The following is a 17,578-nucleotide window of genomic DNA, read 5'->3' as shown; positions in this document are numbered from 1 at the left end:
CTGATCCGATGATTCAATAAAAAGGCCGCCTACGCGGCAGCCTTAGTTGTTCTGTCGGCGCTTCAGCACAGCTTTTTAGCCATGCTGTTGTTCAAACTGCGCCATGAAGTCAACCAGCGCCTGAACCCCTTCCAGCGGCATGGCGTTGTAAATCGAGGCGCGCATCCCGCCCACAGCTCGGTGACCTTTCAGAGCTTTCAGGCCTGCCGCTTCCGCCAGCTCGAGGAACGTGACATCCAGCGCCGGGTTCTTCAATTGGAACGGGACATTCATCAAAGAGCGGTTGCCTGAATGCACGTCATTGCGGTAAAAGTCGGACTGATCGATAAAGTCGTAGAGCACCTTTGCTTTGGCTTCATTGCGCCGCTGCATTTCCGCTACGCCGCCAATGGATTTCAGCCACTTGAACACTTCACCGGCCAGGTACCAGGCGAATGTCGGCGGGGTGTTAAACATCGACTCTTTCTCAACTTGCACCGTGTAATCCAGCACGCTTGGCAGGACAGATTTGGCTTGACCCAGCAGATCATCCCGGACAATCACAATCGTCAGGCCGGCAGGGCCAATATTCTTCTGCGCACCGGCGTAGATAACCCCATATTGAGAAACATCAATCTCACGGGACAGAATAGTTGAGGACAAGTCCGCCACAATCGGTTTGTCGGTCACGGGCAGATCACGGATTTCAATCCCGTCAATGGTTTCATTCGGACAGAAGTGAACAAATGCCGCATCCTTGGACAGCGGCCATTGCGCGGCCGGCAACACCGCACGTTTACCGTCTTTTTCACAGGTAATATCGATGATATTCGGCGAACAGTATTTTTCCGCCTCTTCCGCCGCACTGTGCGCCCAGTAGCCGCCATCGACATAGTCAGCACACTCAGCCTCACCCAGCAAGTTCAGCGGCACGGCTGCAAACTGGGCACGCGCCCCACCATGACAGAACAGGACATGGTAATTATCCGGGATCGACAGCAGGTCGCGCAGGTCTTGCTCGGACTGCTTGGCCACTGCAACGAACTCTTTACTGCGGTGGCTGATTTCCATCACCGATGTACCCAGGCCGTTCCAGTCAATCAGCTCGGCTTGGGCTTTCTTGAGGACCTCTGCCGGGATCATTGCCGGACCAGCACAAAAATTGTAAACCTTTTCCATGAGATAAAATTCGCTCCTGCTCAGCATTGGGGGGAAGGGTTTGATCTTTGCCCGCAGAAAACGGCGTCAGGCCAACTGTGACAACGATCAACAAGTTCTGTTTTTACACCTTTATCCGCCGGCTGAAAACCCTTGAAGGCAGGTATTTGTTGAAAAAATGCTTGGCGGGGCAGGAATATACCGATCCCGGGCAAAACGAGCCTTCAGCGCCAGCGCCCATTTTACCCGGGTGTCACACTGTTACTGGGTACTCACGGCCAGCTTGGATTCTTTAACACCCTGCTGGCCGGTAGTTTCATCCACCAACTGGAGCTTGTTCCGGGCATACATGATCCCCATTTTCACTTCCTGCCAGATGTAATACAGGCGGCCCTTTTGCACATCCACTTCCAGTTCAGAAGTATTCTCCGCTTCTGACTCAATCGTATGCTTCCCTTCCGGCAGCTCCGCATACAAATACGTGTGCGCTGCCGTCTGCCCCAACGGCTGACCATTCACGGCCACATCCATGGTGACAGCAGCGCCCAGACCTTCATTGCGATAAATATAGACACCAGCGACATCGGGCTTGGTTTGAAACGTCTTAAGCTGGGCATCTTGTGCCGAATCCGCCATCTCGACGCTGGCACATCCGGTCATCACCAGTGCAAGCCCGGCCGCGGCAAGTAGTCTTTTATACATAAGCAATCCTTCATGACATCAATACTGACAACCGCCGAGCAGTGTCACGACGCTTCAGCGGCCGGCTTCTTCAGAAAAGCTTGCGTATCATAAATAACTAAACTGATATGGTGGACAATAATGATTGGATTTTTCGAGTGAGTTCATGTCATTTTTTCATGTTTATTATCATATACTTAGGCGGAATTACTACTATGCCACCGAACTATATTCTCCCGATGCTTCCCTTGCTTGGATAACACCCGGTTCTGATACAAATTGGTTCAATCACACGGGTATGAACAAAAAAAAACGCAGCCCGGAGACTGCGCTTTTCTGACAACGATTTCAGCGATTAAGCATCATCTTCAGCGATTAATCATCATTGGAAGACTCAGTGTCACCGTCTTCTGCTTCTGGTGCCGCAGGCGGGACTTCTGAACCGGCTTGCTCGGGGTCATCTGCCACAGCTTCCACCAATTCTTCATCCGGCTCGTCAATCCGTTGCAGGCCGACAACTTGCTCATCATCCGCCGTACGGATCAGGGTCACACCCTGCGTATTCCGGCCCACTTTGCTCACTTCTGCCACTCGGGTACGGACCAGCGTACCGGCATTGGTGATCATCATGAACTCATCGCCTTCTTCGACCTGAACCGCGCCGACAACCGAACCGTTCCGCTCGGTGACTTTGATCGACACCACGCCCTGCGTCGCACGGCTCTTGGCCGGATACTCAGCCAGCTCGGTACGCTTACCGAAACCATTTTCGGTCACGGTCAGTACATCGCCTTCGTTGTGCGGCACAATCAGTGAGACCACTTGATCGCTTTCGGCCAGTTTGATCCCGCGGACACCCGCAGCCGTCCGGCCCATCCCACGGACCTGCTCTTCAGAGAAGCGAACGACTTTACCGGCTTGCGAGAACAGCATGATGTCATCGCTACCATTGGTGATATCCACCCCGATCAGCGAGTCGCCTTCACGCAGGTTCACGGCAATAATACCGGCACTGCGCGGACGGCTGAAATCAGTCAGCGGCGTCTTCTTCACGGTCCCGTCAGCGGTCGCCATGAAGATGAACTTATCTGCTTCGTACTCTTTCACCGGCAGAATCGCAGTGATCCGTTCACCTTCTTCCAGCGGCAGGATATTCACGATCGGCTTACCGCGTGCAGTCCGGCTGGCCAGCGGCAGCTGATAGACTTTCAGCCAGTACATCCGACCCCGGCTGGAGAAGCACAGAATCGTGTCGTGGGTGTTCGCCACCAGCAGACGCTCGATGAAGTCTTCATCTTTCATGCGGGTTGCGGCTTTGCCTTTACCGCCACGGCGCTGCGCTTCATAGTCACTCAACACCTGGTATTTCACGTAGCCTTCGTGCGACAGCGTCACAACGACGTCTTCCTGAGTGATCAAATCTTCCAGGTCGATATCGTGGCTGGCCGCAGTGATTTCAGTGCGACGCGGATCGTTGAACTGTTCTTTCACCAGCTCCAGCTCTTCACGGATCACTTCCATCAGACGCTCGGGGCTACCCAGGATGTGCAACAGCTCTGCGATCTCTTCCAGCAGCGCTTTGTATTCGTCGAGGATCTTCTCGTGCTCCAGACCGGTCAGCTTGTGCAGACGCAGATCCAGAATGGCCTGGGCCTGTTGCTCGGTCAGGTAGTACTGGCCGTCACGGATCCCGTATTGCGGCTCCAGCCAGTCCGGACGGGCTGCATCGGTGCCGGTACGTTCCAGCATCGCAGCCACATTCCCCAGCTCCCAGCCGCGCGCGACCAAGCCTGCTTTCGCTTCGGCCGGGGTCGGTGCATTTCGGATCAGCTCAATGATCGCATCGATATTTGCCAGTGCCAGTGCCAGACCTTCGAGGATATGGGCACGATCACGGGCTTTACGCAGTTCATAAATGGTCCGGCGGGTCACCACTTCACGGCGGTGGTTGACGAAGCACTTCAACATTTCTTTCAGGTTGAACAGCTTCGGCTGGCCGTTGTCCAGGGCAACCATGTTGATCCCGAACGTAGTTTGCAGCTGAGTCTGCGCGTACAGGTTGTTCAGCACGACCTCACCCACCGCATCGCGGCGGCATTCGATCACGATGCGCATCCCGTCTTTATCCGATTCATCACGCAGTGCCGTGATGCCTTCGACTTTTTTCTCTTTGACCAGCTCGGCAATTTTCTCGATCAGGCGCGCTTTATTCACCTGGTACGGGATCTCGGTGACGACAATGGTTTCCTTGCCGTTCTTATCCGCTTCGATCTCCGCTTTCGAGCGCATGTAGACCTTGCCGCGACCGGTTTTATAGGCGTCGATAATGCCTTTGCGGCCACTGATCAGGGCTGCGGTCGGGAAATCTGGTCCCGGGATATAGTCCATCAGCTGATCAATGGTGATGTCTTCGTTGTCGATGTACGCCAGACAGCCGTCAATGACTTCGCCCAGGTTATGCGGCGGAATATTGGTGGCCATACCCACGGCAATACCGGAAGCACCGTTGACCAGCAGGTTCGGAACTTTGGTCGGCAGGACTGCCGGGATCTGCTCAGTGCCGTCGTAGTTCGGCACATAATCAACGGTTTCTTTGTCCAGATCCGCCAACAATTCGTGCGCAATCTTCGACATCCGGACTTCGGTATAACGCATTGCCGCAGCGGAGTCGCCGTCAATCGAACCAAAGTTACCCTGGCCGTCTACCAGCATGTAGCGAAGGGAGAAAGGTTGCGCCATACGCACGATCGTATCGTAGACCGCACTATCACCGTGGGGGTGATATTTACCGATGACGTCACCAACCACACGGGCTGATTTTTTGTATGCTTTATTCCAGTCATTGCCAAGCACATTCATCGCGAACAACACGCGACGGTGTACCGGCTTAAGGCCATCACGCACATCCGGAAGAGCACGACCTACGATAACGGACATCGCATAGTCGAGATATGAGCCTTTCAGCTCCTCTTCAATGTTTACGGGCGTGATCTCTTTTGCAAGATCGCTCATGGAGCCAATATCCCTCAGGTAATTTCTGTCGTATTTCTACGTGCAAGGTGCGAGAATATAGCACAAACCGGCCTCGATAGGCACACCTTTCACAATTTATGTTGTGAGTAATTTAGCGGATTTATCAAAATCCAGACACCAGATATCGGGCTTAACCTCCGGTCGCCCACTCAAATGGTTATTTTTCCATCACTTCCATTTCGCTGGTTGACCGTTTATTTTTCAGCCAACAAATCTTGTTTTTCAACCAACGAAAAAAGTATGAGCAATTGTAAAAAGCCGATCCCATCGCGGTTTCACCCCTGCAACGCTCCCGCCGCATTTTCATTACCTCAGACTCTGATCGGGGTCAAACTTCCCGACCACCTGAAGCGTAAAATGGCCATGCCCCAACCGTTTAGCTGTATCAAACGGACCTGAATCTTTATTTTTTCACCGAAAAATAAGTGAGGTCACCATGTTAAGCCAAGCCATCAACACCATCGGACTCTGTATCATCGGCGGGAAATACATCCTGATGCTCATTCTTGCTGCCATGACGCTGTTCTCCGGCTCACTGGCACCGGAACTCATCACGCTGAGCCAGCACTGATGGATCCAGGCAGCAGCCGACCGGAGTCTGCTGCTTGTTCCCATTCTCTTCCTGCTCTATTCCGGCCTGAGCCTCGCCTTTTTTCACGCATCCGTTGATGCCAAGTGTGCTGTTTGTGCAGAAATTATTATTTCACTTTTGTGATTTCGTTATAATGCCGGCAACCGATAAAGGAAAATGGCGATGACAATGACCAAGCAGTTGAATGTCGATCCGGCAGAAATCTCGAAATTTGAAGAAATGGCCTCGCGCTGGTGGGACCTGGAGGGTGAATTCAAGCCGCTTCACCAAATCAATCCCCTGCGGCTGAACTATGTAATTGATCATGCCGACGGTCTGTTTGGCAAAAAAGTTCTGGATGTCGGCTGTGGTGGGGGCATTCTGGCCGAGAGCATGGCCGTGGAAGGTGCCGAGGTGACCGGGTTGGATATGGGCAAAGAGCCGCTGACCGTAGCCCGCCTTCATGCCCTGGAAACCGGAACGAAGCTGGAGTATGTGCAACGCACCGCCGAGGAGCACGCCGAGCTGTTCCCGCAAACCTATGATGTGGTGACCTGCATGGAAATGCTGGAGCACGTCCCGGATCCGGCCTCGGTGATTGCCTCGTGTGCCAAAATGGTCAAACCAGGCGGCCACATCTTCTTCTCAACCCTGAACCGCAACCTCAAAGCTTACCTGTTTGCCATCGTCGGCGCCGAGCAGATCCTGAAGCTGGTGCCGCGGGGAACACACGACCACAACAAATTTATTCGCCCGTCGGAGCTGATGGCGATGATCGATCAGACCCCGTTGCAGGATCGCCACATCACGGGCCTGCATTATAACCCGCTGACCGATCGTTACTGGCTGGGCAAAAATGTCGATGTCAACTACATCGTCCATACCATCAAACCGGTCTAATCCGGACGGGGCGCCATCAGGCGCCCCTTTTTATTCATCCAGTAACGCGCTACGCCCGGGCTACATCAAGAACCCGAGCTACACTAAACAACAGCAAGACAAGGCTTCGCCAGGCATTACCGGGCCGAATTCACACATCCCGAATTCGCACATCCCGGATTCACCCATACCGGGCTCACCAGCACCCGTCTCCGGTTTTATAAGGATATAAAGCATGAACTCACCGATCCGCGCGATTTTGTTTGACCTTGACGGCACCTTGCTCGACACCGCCCCCGATATGGCCGAGGCCGCCAACCGGGTCCTGGCAGACTATCATCAGGCACCGCTGACCGATGAGCAGATCAGAGCCAACACCAGCTACGGGGCCAGAGGGCTGCTCACCGCCGGCTTCGGCACCATTCCGACCCACCTGGATGCAGCTCAGCTGCGCCGGGAGTTTCTGCATTATTACCAGCAAAATATCTGTGAAGGCACCTCAATCTATCGCGGGATCAACAAAGTGCTGGCTTACCTTGAAACACAGCATATTCCCTGGGGGATCATGACCAACAAGCCCGGTTTTCTCACGGAACTCCTGCTGCCGTTCTTCCCGGAGCTGCTCAAAGCTCAGGTGGTGGTGTGTGGCGATACGCTGGCCGTCGCCAAGCCCCACCCCGAGCCGCTGCTGCATGCCAGTGAGCTGCTCGGGATCCCACATACGGCCTGCGCCTACATCGGCGATATCGAGAAAGATATGATTGCCGCCAATGCAGCCCGAATGCACGGCCTGGTTGCCGGATGGGGGTATATCGGCAAAGAACATCGCCCGGATGCCTGGCTGGCCCGCGGAATTTTACCCACACCGGAGGCCTTAATTGAGATCCTGGAGCTGCAAAGAAAGGGCGAATAAGTCATTTCTTAATCAATAAGTTCAGGGGTAATTTTGCGGTGACGGTCCGACAAAAAATCAAGAAAAATATTTTTTTTCGGACCAATTTTTATCGGCTGGTTTCGTTGATTTTTTCTATTATATTGGCGTATCTGCCTAAATCAGTTAGTAGGCACCAACTTTTTTCTTACCATCCCCACGTTATCCACAGGCGACCAAAAATTACCACCTTGCATTACCCGCGCTTCATCACTATCTTGTAACGCCATAAGCTCAACACCCCAATATGTAGTGTTTTTCGACTAGACTGAGAGTTGTAACTAAGATCACAATCTTTACAACTTTTCACGAAAAAGTTGTAAAACACCCTGTTATTGGCGAATTTCTGGGAAAACGGTCAAAAATGAATCAACAGCTAACTGTTACCAAGCGTGATGGACGCAAAGAAAGTATCGATTTGGATAAAATCCACCGAGTGATCACCTGGGCCGCTGAAGGTCTGGAGAATGTTTCGGTCTCTCAAGTCGAGCTGAAATCCCACATCCAGTTTTATGACGGGATCAAAACTGAGGATATTCACGAAACCATCATCAAAGCAGCGGCTGATCTGATTTCAGAGGAAACACCAGACTACCAATATCTGGCGGCACGCCTGGCGATTTTCCATCTGCGTAAGAAAGCTTACGGTCAGTTCGAGCCACCAACACTCTATACCCATGTCAGCACCCTGGTTGAGAAAGGGAAATACGATCGCCACCTGCTCGAAGACTACAGCAAAGAAGAATTCGACCTGATGGGCACCTACATCGACCACTGGCGTGACATGAACTTTTCCTACGCTGCGGTGAAGCAGTTGGAAGGGAAATACCTGGTACAAAACCGGGTGACCGGTGAGATCTTCGAAAGCGCCCAGTTCCTGTACATGATGATTGCAGCCTGTCTGTTCGGAAAATACCCGAAAGAGACACGCATGGACTACATCAAGCGCTTCTATGATGCCGTTTCCCAGTTCAAAATCTCGCTGCCGACGCCAATCATGTCTGGTGTTCGTACCCCGACGCGTCAGTTCAGCTCTTGTGTGCTGATCGAGTGTGATGACAGCCTGGATTCTATCAACGCAACCGCCAGCTCGATTGTCCGTTATGTGTCTCAGCGTGCCGGGATCGGCATCAACGCCGGCCGTATCCGTGCCCTGGGCTCAGAAATTCGTGGCGGCGAAGCCTTCCACACCGGTTGTATCCCGTTCTACAAATACTTCCAGACGGCGGTCAAATGCTGCTCGCAAGGCGGTGTTCGCGGCGGCGCAGCCACCCTATTCTACCCAATCTGGCACGGTGAAGTTGAATCGCTGCTGGTGCTGAAGAACAATCGCGGGGTTGAGGAAAACCGCGTCCGTCACATGGACTACGGCGTACAAATCAACAAACTGATGTACACCCGTCTGATCAAAGGCGGCAACATCAGCCTGTTCTCACCATCTGACGTTCCGGGCCTGTACGACGCTTTCTTTGCGGACCAGACTGAGTTTGAGCGCCTGTACGAGCAATACGAGCAAGACGAGCGCATCAAGCGTAAGACCATCAAAGCGATTGATCTGTTCTCGCTGCTGATGCAAGAGCGTGCTTCAACGGGCCGGATCTACATCCAGAACGTCGACCACTGTAACACTCACAGCCCGTTTGACCCGGCTGTCGCGCCAATCCGCCAGTCGAACCTGTGCCTGGAAATTGCGCTGCCGACCAAGCCGCTGAACAACGTCGAAGACGAGAACGGTGAAATCGCCCTGTGTACGCTGTCTGCCTTTAATCTGGGTGCCATCGATACGCTGGACGATCTGGAAGAAATGGCCGACCTGACGGTACGTGCCCTGGACGCCCTGCTGGACTACCAGGACTACCCGCTGCCGGCGGCTTACAAAGCCACCATGAACCGTCGTACTTTGGGTGTCGGCGTGATCAACTTCGCCTACTACCTGGCCAAGCACGATGTGCGTTACTCAGACGGCAGTGCCAATAACCTGACCCATGAAGCCTTCGAAGCCATTCAGTACTACCTGCTGAAAGCATCGGTCGGCTTGGCGAAAGAGCAAGGTGCCTGCCCGGCATTTAACGAAACAACCTATGCTCAAGGTATTCTGCCAATCGATACCTATAAGAAAGATATCGATAACATCTGCAGTGCAGAACTGCGTTACGACTGGGAAACGCTGCGTGAAGAGATCAAGACCCACGGTCTGCGCAACTCAACCCTGTCGGCTCTGATGCCATCTGAGACCTCGTCACAGATCTCAAATGCAACCAACGGCATTGAGCCACCACGCGGCTATGTCTCGGTGAAGGCGTCTAAAGACGGTATCCTGAAGCAGGTTGTGCCTGAGTACAGCAAGTACAAAGACAACTATGAGCTGTTGTGGAATATCGGCAGCAATGATGGCTACCTGCAACTGGTGGGCATTATGCAGAAATTCATCGACCAGGCGATTTCTGCCAACACCAACTATGACCCAAGCATTCAGCCAAATGGCAAAGTGCCAATGAAACTCTTGCTAAAAGACCTGCTGACAGCGTATAAACTCGGCGTGAAAACCCTGTACTACCACAACACCCGTGATGGTGCTTCCGATAGCCAGGGTGATGTTTCCGCGGACGACTGCACCAGCTGCAAGATTTAAGTAACAGCACAATTTAAAGCGGGAGCTTCTGCTCCCCTTTGAAGTTGAGGATAAAATGGCATACAGCACTTTCTGTCAAACCAATAACAATCAGCTCCACGAGCCGATGTTCTTTGGCCAGCCCGTCAATGTGGCGCGCTATGACCAGCAAAAATTCGAAATTTTTGAAAAGCTGATTGAGAAACAGCTTTCGTTTTTCTGGCGCCCGGAAGAAGTAGACGTCTCCAGCGATCGGATTGACTATAACAATCTCCCGGATCACGAGCGCCATATCTTCATCAGTAACCTGAAGTACCAGACCCTGCTGGACTCGATTCAAGGTCGCAGCCCGAACGTGGCCCTGCTGCCAATCGTCTCGATTCCTGAGCTGGAAACCTGGATTGAAACCTGGTCGTTCTCTGAGACCATTCACTCCCGCTCTTATACGCATATTATCCGCAATATCGTCACCAACCCGTCAGTGGTTTTTGACGATATCGTCGATAACGAGCACATTATCAAGCGCGCCGGTGATATCTCTAAGTACTACGATGATCTGATCAACGCCACCAGCGACTACCACCGCCTAGGCGAAGGGACGCATACCGTGAACGGTGAAACCATCACCGTGAACCTGCGTGACATCAAGAAAAAGCTGTACCTGTGCATGATGTCGGTCAACGCACTGGAAGCGATCCGCTTCTATGTCAGCTTTGCCTGCTCGTTTGCTTTTGCCGAGCGTGAGCTGATGGAAGGCAACGCCAAGATCATCAAGCTGATCGCCCGTGATGAGGCGCTGCACCTGACCGGCACCCAGCACATCCTGAACCTGATGCGTACCGGCCAGGACGATCCGGAAATGGCAGAAATTGCTCAGGAATGTGCCCAGGCATGTTTCACCCTGTTCAAGGAAGCGGCCGAGCAGGAAAAAGAGTGGGCGGAATACCTGTTCAAAGACGGTTCGATGATCGGGTTGAACAAAGACATCCTGTGTCAGTACGTTGAGTATATCACCAACCTGCGTATGGCAGCTGTGGGCCTGGAGCATGCCTACCCGGGCGCAACCCAGAACCCAATCCCGTGGATCAATGCCTGGTTGTCTTCTGACAACGTTCAAGTGGCGCCACAGGAAGCAGAAATCAGCTCCTACTTGGTCGGTCAGATCGACAATGATGTCAGCTCTGACGATCTGGGTGATTTCGAGCTATGAGTCGATTAACCTTCAAGGTTAACGGCCAAACGGTTTGCGGCAACAGCCGCGAACCGTTGCTGGTTCAGCTCGAAAACGCCGGTTTTCAGCCCGAATACCAGTGCCGAAACGGCATGTGCGGTGCTTGTCGCTGCAAACTCAAGGTCGGCGCCGTCGATCAACAAGACGCCATGGCCTTTGTCGGCCCCAATGAAATCCTCACCTGTTGCGCCGTGCCGAAAAGTCATCTCGAACTCGAGTTTAACTACCAGTTGGCCCCGGCTGAACAGCCAGATAGCGATGTCGTCAACCGCTAAGCCATTCCTTTACCGCGCTCCGAACAAGAGCGGAACAACACTCTTCTACGCAATATTACAGCCAGGCGCTGGTACCAGTCATCTCCGGTTGCGGCTGAGATACATCCCCTGTCATACCAATCGCAGTAAATTAGGGGTCATCCTCACTTGTTCAAATGCTCGATAACTGCGTTAGAATTTTTGATTGTAGAATAACTACTGATCTAAAAACGCTGCATTGTTCTCAACCAATTTCCTGCGATATTTCTGAACACTTACTTTGATTGGAATTCCTGCTGAATCCTCTTCTTTTTTGCGACGTATCTTCTTACGCTTCTGCGGCCATCGCGACGACGGGTTTAGCGACGCCGACCGTGGCCAGCCAGGATAACAATACAGACTGCGGCATGGGTTTGGCATAGTAAAAGCCCTGATGATGATTCACCCCCCGCTGGAGCAGGCTATCCGCCTGCTGGGCGGTTTCGACCCCCTCGGCAATCACCACCATCCCTAAGCCGTCCGCAAGCCCAATCATCGAATCCAGCAACGCCACGGCATTGCCTTCCGGCAGCAGTTCTTTGATAAACACCTTGTCAATTTTCACCACATCAAACGGGAACCGGCGCAGCAAATCCAGCCCCGAATACCCGGTGCCGAAATCATCGACGGCGATCCGAAACCCATGCTGTTGCAGCAAATGCAACTGAGTAATGGCTCGATCCATCTCCTGATCGGAAAAAGCCAGATCTTCGGTCACTTCCAGCAACAAGTGACGGATCAGATGCTGGCTGCGCCCGCAACGACGACAGACCCGCTCGGCAAAATGTTCATCGAGCAAGAGCTGGCGGCTCACATTAATCGCCAGGTAGCGCGACTTCATCAGGCCCGGATTTTTCTCAATAAACCCGATGGCCGTTTCGATCACAAAATCAGTCAGGGCGCCAATCTTGCCCAGCTGCTCGGCCAGCGGAATAAAAATCATCGGCGAGATAATCCCGTGGACCGGATGGTGCCAGCGCAACAGAAGCTCAAACCCCAGTGGTCCGCCGAGATCCGTATCCATGATCGGCTGAAAGAAGACTTCCAGCTCCTTGTTTTTCAGCGCCCACTCAAAGGTGGCCGGTAATGACTGTCGGGCAACCCGGCGACGGCTGATAAACGCATAAATGGCACTGAACAGGCTACCCAGCACCAGCGGGATCCAGCACTGCTCCAGCATATAGGCCCGCTGAAACGCCGGTGTCACCAGAAACTGCAGTTCAACCGGATTTTGCGAGGAATGAAAGCTCAGGGTATCCGGATCCATCTCGCCCGCTTCCAGCGGCGCATTCACCACGCCCGCGAGGGCGTTGCCGGCCACTTTGACCGCAAACGGCAGCTCCGGGAACGGGAAGCCCTTGCCAACCAGCTCATTAAGAACATCCGGCGGGATCAAGGCATTGGCCCCCATCCCATGGGGACCTTGCAGGTAAACAAAAAGCGAATGGGTTCGCCCGGTTTTAGCCCGCACCAGCGCCAGGGTCCGGCCATCAGCGGCCTGATGCCATCGGCTGAGGGTCTTGGCATAGATTTGAATCGAGGTCGGCCCGAGGTTACTGGTACAGAACACCTCCCCTTTCGGGCGGATCAGGCCAATTTCTTTGACCCGGTAAGAACGAAAAACCGTTTCTCTGAGCTGTGCCACTTCAGATGGCGAGCAGGTTTTAGGTTGGCTGACCAGCGGTACCAGGCTATTGGCTGTTTGATCAACAAATTGATCAATCCGGGCCAGTGCCGACACGCCCAGGCCGGTCAAATCTGAATGAAGCTTCCAGAAATAAAAAGGCACACTGACCAGAAAGGTCAGCAAATAAATCACGGCAATATCACGCAGCAATAGCCGGTTCAAACCAGCGCGTTTTCCATGATCCTGCGGTTTTGTTCCCATACGAAACCGATATCTCATCATCACTTAAACAATTATTGAAATCTTGCAGCAACACTGAAAGAAACTTGGAAGCCGTATCAAATTTTAAAGCCGGAATGATGTTACCCAGTTTCATAATAAATAAAAAGAAACCCATGCAAATAACACCACAAAATCAAGGGAATTTTCCGGTAGCACGAAATGTTTCACACAAATTTGTTTAATACATTGATAGTTGCAAATAAAAGCCGGTACCGTCTCCTGAAGCGAACAAGCCTTTCAGGCACGAAAAAGCCGCCTGACGGCGGCCTCATTCAATCCATCGCACGATGTCTGCTCAGCGGGTTTACTCTGCGCAAACCGCCTGCACCGGGAGCTGAAGCTGCTCTGCACAGGTCAGAAACTCATACTGGCCGATCACTGGTTGCGTATCCAGATAGCGCCGCAGCATATCCAGCATCACCGTCGCCACCAGCGTGCGACGTGCCTGATCGCTATACTCCCGTCGGGTCGCAACCCACTGGGACCAGCAACCGGTCGGCGTCACCAAGCCGACCTGGAAGCCACGCTCGCCCCACGCCCCTGAGATCAGCGCCAGTGCCGCGCCGGACTGTGCCCGCTCTTCCGTCGCATAAGCCATCATCGCAGCCAGTGAGCGTTCCTGCCCACCGGGATCCATCGCCTGAGTTTGGCCAATCCGCAGTGCCTGACGGCACAGGGGATCACTGTGCAGCCAGTTCGTCAGCCAGCCGCCGGAGGATTGCTCAATCACCATCAAATCCAGGGCTGAAGATTGCAGCAACTGACCTACGTGCGTGGCCAACTGTTGATCCACACTCACCACATTGTCGCCCAGACACGCCACCAGTTGCTGTTGAATATCCCTTGCCTGAACATCATCACGGGGAGCGAACAGCTTCACCTCAATAAACGGCAGGGAAGAGCGATAACCGAGCTGATAGCCCGCCGGTAACTGAATCGCGGCGAGCGTCTGACCAATCCCGGACTCAGACAGACCGAAGGTATAAAAACGATGGCAATCTAACGCCGCAATCACCTCAAAACGCTGTTTCAGCCGGGGCAGGATCTCATGTTCAACCATACGCTTGAATTCGCTTGGGACACCGGGAGTGAAGTACAACCAGGCCCGGTTCAGCTTCATGGCAAACCCGCAGGCTGTTCCGACCGGATTATCCAATAGCTCCGCCCCTTCCGGCAGCATGGCCTGCTTCAGATTGGTTGACGGCATCTCCCGCCCCATGGCCTGATATTTGGCTTCCATCTGCGCCACCCAGTGCTCCGATTGCTCCAACCCGCTGTCTGCTGCAATGGCCGCGGCCTGTGCCGTTAAATCATCAGTGGTCGGGCCAAGTCCGCCGTTCACCACCACGATATCTGCCGTCAGGCTACAGTGCTCGATCTCTGCTGCCAGATCAGCCAGCTGATCCCCAACGGTGGTCCGACGGGACAAAGGAAACCCGTGTTGAAAAAACAGCCGCGACAACCACGCTGCATTGGTATCGACAATATCGCCATGCAACACTTCTTCACCGGTACTGATCATTGCTACCCGCACGCGCTCTTCCTCATCATAATTGTTATCGAACTGTTATACACCTTACACCAGTTTCCACTAAAAATGACATCAGTATGAAGCCGATAGAACAGAGAAAATACCACTGCAGATCACCCAACCAGCCAGACACCACCCGCTTCCCGCAATAGAAATCAACACCGAGTGTAACTATATATTTACACTGTGTATCACAAAGGTTGACAGGAGAGGCATCCATCTTTAAGGTAGCAATCCAGAGATTGAGGGGTCACACCCGACCAAATCAGTTTTTATCACTAGAAAAATACGGATATCGCATGAATAAGCACCACCGCAATACCTTCTATCGATAGCCACAATGGCTCGACCAGTTGTAAAGATAAGTTAACACTTATACCCTCTTTATCTTGTTCGTGCGATTGTGGCCGCCCCACCCCTTGAGGCAAAAGTTGGAGACCCAACTAAACTCAGTCCTCAACCCAAAAACCGGGAGAGTACAATCACAGGCAGTTTGCACGCTATCTCCCTCATAAAACAAAAGAAAATAACCGGGAGCTTCAACCCAATGTCTATGAACAAAACCTTCGGCAGTACCCTGATCATCGCCGGGACCACCATCGGTGCTGGCATGCTGGCACTTCCCCTGGCCTCAGCCGGCCTCGGCTTTGCCACCGCAACCCTGACCATGCTCGGACTCTGGGCGCTGATGATTTACACCGCCCTGTTAATGTTAGAAGTCCATCAACATGCGGATCAAAATGCCACCCTACACACCCTGGCACGACAACTCCTCGGACGCAAAGGCCAGCTCGTTGCCGGCTTTGCCGTGATGTTCCTGTTCTACTCCCTGTGCGCGGCCTACATCGCCGGAGGTGGTGCCCAGCTGAATGATAAACTGAATAACTGGATGGGCCTTGAGATCAGCGCGCAGACCAGCACGGTCCTGTTTACAGTGATTTTCGGCGCGATTGTCTGCATCGGCACCCACTCCGTGGATCTCGTCAACCGCGCCCTGTTCACCCTCAAGCTGGTTGCCCTAGCGACCATGCTGGTCCTGCTGGCGCCGCACGTCCAGAGTGTCCATCTGGTTGAAATGCCGGTCCAAAAAGGCCTGCTGCTGTCTGCCCTGCCGGTGATTTTTACTTCGTTCGGCTTTCACGGCAGCATTCCGTCGATTGTTCGCTACGTGGGTCTGGACATGAAGTCCCTGCGTAAGATCATGATCCTGGGTTCGGCGACACCCCTGGTGATCTACGTCCTGTGGCAAGTGGCCAGCCAGGGCGTGCTCAGTCAGCCGGATCTGATGGCCAGTACCACGCTGGGTGCCTTTATTGCCACCCTGAGTGAGCTGCTGCACAACCCGACCGTCAGCCAGTCCGTTTCCATATTCGCTGATCTGGCTCTGGCGACGTCCTTCCTCGGCGTCAGTCTAGGTCTGTTCGACTTCATGGCAGACAGTTTAAACCGCGGCACCACCGGATCCGGCAGACTACAGACCGCCCTGATCACCTTTGTTCCGCCGCTGTGCTTTGCCCTGTTTTACCCGCAAGGCTTCATTATGGCCCTTGGTTTCGCGGCCATCGCCCTGGTGATCCTGGCCATTTTCCTGCCGGTTGCGATGGTGAAAGCCCAACGTCGCCAGCGTCCGGCCCAAGACGACAGTTACCAGGTCCGTGGCGGCTCTGCGGCCCTGATGGCGGCAACAGGTACCGGGATCCTGATCATTTCTGCGCAATTTTTACAAATGGCCGGGGTGATCCCTGCGGTAGGATAATCGCAGCCTTGAAACGGCATTGATCCAAAGGCTTGCTGTGCAAGCCTTTTTTCTTGGTGGGTTTTTGCCTTGTTTTCACTGATACTTAAGGGCACTGACTGAACAACTTCAGGTAGGAGCCCCGATTGCGACTCAGCCGCATCCTTTACCCGACATGTCTGTCGCTGAGCATGCTCCTCAGCTTTCCCGCCTCGCCCGCTGACGAGCCTATATCTGACCCTTCAACACCCGATCTGTTTCTGTACCACATCCCCGCCTCCCTTCCTGTAACCGTTGCTGCGCCCTCCGATGATCTCCCCGAAACATTACCTTTATACCTGGTACCGGCCGAAGAGAAAGACTGGCCGTATCTCAAAGCCCAGTCCTACACCATTCTGGGCCTGAGCGTCGCGACCGCCGCCCTGATGACCCTGCTTCCGGAGAGTGTCACCCATTGGGGAACAGAAGAGCGCAGTCCCGATAGTGTGGCGCAAAAATGGCTCGACAATGTCACTTCAGGACCTGTTTGGGATGAGGACGACCACTTTCTGAACTACGTCACGCACCCTTACTTCGGCGGCGTTTACTACACGACTGCCCGCCATGCCGGTTTCGAGATCTGGGAGTCATTTCTCTATTCTGCAGCCCTATCGACGTTTTATTGGGAATACGGCATCGAGGCCATTGCCGAGCGGCCCTCGATTCAGGATTTGATTGTCACACCCGTCTTCGGTGCGGCGGTGGGGGAATGGATGCTCCAGACCGAAGCGGAGATTGTAGCCAACGGCAGTCGCGTCATGCATTCGGCGTTTTTGGGGGACGTCAGTTTATTCCTGCTCAACCCGGTGGGACACATTCATCACTGGGTCAATGACTGTTGGGATCAGGGCGTTCACTTCCAACTGACCACGACCCCGTGGCGCGTGGTACCCTCTCCCCAGTTGCACAATCCGGCACCGCCGACCCCGAACACCGACCCATTTATTGGCCTACGCCTGTCCATCGAGTACTAACGAAAAAGTCATTATACTTTTTT

At 53.5% G+C, this 17,578-nt stretch carries 13 protein-coding genes; 8 read left to right on the top strand and 5 right to left on the bottom strand.

Annotated features, from left to right (window positions below; translation table 11 throughout):
- Positions 1 to 75: 75 nt before the first annotated feature.
- From serC to gyrA, 3 genes are all read right to left on the bottom strand, one after another.
- Entirely contained in the window at positions 76 to 1,158 is a 1,083-nt protein-coding gene (gene serC, locus NH461_RS05550) for a 3-phosphoserine/phosphohydroxythreonine transaminase (RefSeq protein WP_261602257.1), read from the bottom strand.
- A gap of 240 nt (positions 1,159 to 1,398) precedes the next feature.
- A complete protein-coding gene (locus NH461_RS05545; RefSeq protein WP_261602256.1) occupies positions 1,399 to 1,839 on the bottom strand; it encodes a DUF2846 domain-containing protein in 441 nt (146 codons plus the stop codon).
- 354 nt (positions 1,840 to 2,193) lie between these two features.
- On the bottom strand, positions 2,194 to 4,830 hold the full coding sequence (gene gyrA, locus NH461_RS05540; RefSeq protein WP_261602255.1) for a DNA topoisomerase (ATP-hydrolyzing) subunit A: 2,637 nt from the start codon (positions 4,828 to 4,830) through the stop codon (positions 2,194 to 2,196).
- 457 nt (positions 4,831 to 5,287) lie between these two features.
- Here gyrA and NH461_RS05535 point away from each other — a divergent pair, with 457 nt between their 5' ends.
- The 6 genes from NH461_RS05535 (at position 5,288) to yfaE (ending at position 11,349) form a co-directional block, all read left to right on the top strand.
- Positions 5,288 to 5,422 carry a hypothetical protein gene (locus tag NH461_RS05535; RefSeq protein ID WP_261602254.1) on the top strand — a complete coding sequence of 45 codons (135 nt, stop codon included), beginning with the start codon at positions 5,288 to 5,290 and terminating at the stop codon, positions 5,420 to 5,422.
- A gap of 189 nt (positions 5,423 to 5,611) precedes the next feature.
- Complete coding sequence (gene ubiG / locus NH461_RS05530; protein WP_261602841.1) at positions 5,612 to 6,322, top strand: bifunctional 2-polyprenyl-6-hydroxyphenol methylase/3-demethylubiquinol 3-O-methyltransferase UbiG; 711 nt, start codon at positions 5,612 to 5,614, stop codon at positions 6,320 to 6,322.
- 214 nt (positions 6,323 to 6,536) lie between these two features.
- Positions 6,537 to 7,214, top strand: coding sequence for an HAD family hydrolase (locus tag NH461_RS05525; protein ID WP_261602253.1), 678 nt, complete (start codon positions 6,537 to 6,539; stop codon positions 7,212 to 7,214).
- A 382-nt stretch (positions 7,215 to 7,596) separates the two neighbouring features.
- On the top strand, positions 7,597 to 9,864 hold the full coding sequence (gene nrdA / locus NH461_RS05520; RefSeq protein WP_261602252.1) for a class 1a ribonucleoside-diphosphate reductase subunit alpha: 2,268 nt from the start codon (positions 7,597 to 7,599) through the stop codon (positions 9,862 to 9,864).
- A gap of 55 nt (positions 9,865 to 9,919) precedes the next feature.
- On the top strand, positions 9,920 to 11,053 hold the full coding sequence (gene nrdB, locus NH461_RS05515) for a class Ia ribonucleoside-diphosphate reductase subunit beta (protein WP_261602251.1): 1,134 nt from the start codon (positions 9,920 to 9,922) through the stop codon (positions 11,051 to 11,053).
- Positions 11,050 to 11,349 carry a class I ribonucleotide reductase maintenance protein YfaE gene (yfaE, locus tag NH461_RS05510; protein ID WP_261602250.1) on the top strand — a complete coding sequence of 100 codons (300 nt, stop codon included), beginning with the start codon at positions 11,050 to 11,052 and terminating at the stop codon, positions 11,347 to 11,349. The genes nrdB and yfaE overlap by 4 nt, the downstream gene beginning before the upstream one ends.
- 307 nt (positions 11,350 to 11,656) lie before the next feature.
- On the opposite strand, the gene NH461_RS05505 is transcribed toward yfaE, so the two are convergent.
- Both NH461_RS05505 and NH461_RS05500 read right to left on the bottom strand, forming a co-directional pair.
- Entirely contained in the window at positions 11,657 to 13,255 is a 1,599-nt protein-coding gene (locus NH461_RS05505) for an EAL domain-containing protein (RefSeq protein ID WP_261602249.1), read from the bottom strand.
- Between the two features lie 325 nt (positions 13,256 to 13,580).
- Positions 13,581 to 14,798 carry a CinA family nicotinamide mononucleotide deamidase-related protein gene (locus tag NH461_RS05500; protein WP_261602840.1) on the bottom strand — a complete coding sequence of 406 codons (1,218 nt, stop codon included), beginning with the start codon at positions 14,796 to 14,798 and terminating at the stop codon, positions 13,581 to 13,583.
- A 556-nt stretch (positions 14,799 to 15,354) separates the two neighbouring features.
- Between NH461_RS05500 and tyrP the strand changes: the two genes are divergently transcribed.
- Together tyrP and NH461_RS05490 are read left to right on the top strand one after the other, a co-directional pair.
- Entirely contained in the window at positions 15,355 to 16,563 is a 1,209-nt protein-coding gene (tyrP, locus tag NH461_RS05495) for a tyrosine transporter TyrP (RefSeq protein WP_261602248.1), read from the top strand.
- Between the two features lie 125 nt (positions 16,564 to 16,688).
- Positions 16,689 to 17,555, top strand: coding sequence for a DUF3943 domain-containing protein (locus NH461_RS05490; protein WP_261602247.1), 867 nt, complete (start codon positions 16,689 to 16,691; stop codon positions 17,553 to 17,555).
- The last annotated feature ends 23 nt before the right edge of the window (positions 17,556 to 17,578 follow it).

Origin of the sequence: Photobacterium sp. TY1-4, assembly GCF_025398175.1 — a bacterium.
In the GTDB taxonomy this organism is placed as follows: Bacteria; Pseudomonadota; Gammaproteobacteria; order Enterobacterales; family Vibrionaceae; genus Photobacterium.
Note: the sequence above shows the minus strand (reverse complement) of the source record. Positions and strands in the feature narration are given on the sequence as shown.

What these genes read in the sequence shown, in the direction of transcription:
- serC (WP_261602257.1), bottom strand. Translation starts at nt 1,158, where the DNA reads ATGGAAAAGGTTTACAATTTTTGTGCTGGTCCGGCAATGATCCCGGCA.
- NH461_RS05545 (WP_261602256.1), bottom strand. Translation starts at nt 1,839, where the DNA reads ATGTATAAAAGACTACTTGCCGCGGCCGGGCTTGCACTGGTGATGACC.
- gyrA (WP_261602255.1), bottom strand. Translation starts at nt 4,830, where the DNA reads ATGAGCGATCTTGCAAAAGAGATCACGCCCGTAAACATTGAAGAGGAG.
- NH461_RS05535 (WP_261602254.1), top strand. Translation starts at nt 5,288, where the DNA reads ATGTTAAGCCAAGCCATCAACACCATCGGACTCTGTATCATCGGCGGG.
- ubiG (WP_261602841.1), top strand. Translation starts at nt 5,612, where the DNA reads ATGACCAAGCAGTTGAATGTCGATCCGGCAGAAATCTCGAAATTTGAA.
- NH461_RS05525 (WP_261602253.1), top strand. Translation starts at nt 6,537, where the DNA reads ATGAACTCACCGATCCGCGCGATTTTGTTTGACCTTGACGGCACCTTG.
- nrdA (WP_261602252.1), top strand. Translation starts at nt 7,597, where the DNA reads ATGAATCAACAGCTAACTGTTACCAAGCGTGATGGACGCAAAGAAAGT.
- nrdB (WP_261602251.1), top strand. Translation starts at nt 9,920, where the DNA reads ATGGCATACAGCACTTTCTGTCAAACCAATAACAATCAGCTCCACGAG.
- yfaE (WP_261602250.1), top strand. Translation starts at nt 11,050, where the DNA reads ATGAGTCGATTAACCTTCAAGGTTAACGGCCAAACGGTTTGCGGCAAC.
- NH461_RS05505 (WP_261602249.1), bottom strand. Translation starts at nt 13,255, where the DNA reads ATGGGAACAAAACCGCAGGATCATGGAAAACGCGCTGGTTTGAACCGG.
- NH461_RS05500 (WP_261602840.1), bottom strand. Translation starts at nt 14,798, where the DNA reads ATGATCAGTACCGGTGAAGAAGTGTTGCATGGCGATATTGTCGATACC.
- tyrP (WP_261602248.1), top strand. Translation starts at nt 15,355, where the DNA reads ATGTCTATGAACAAAACCTTCGGCAGTACCCTGATCATCGCCGGGACC.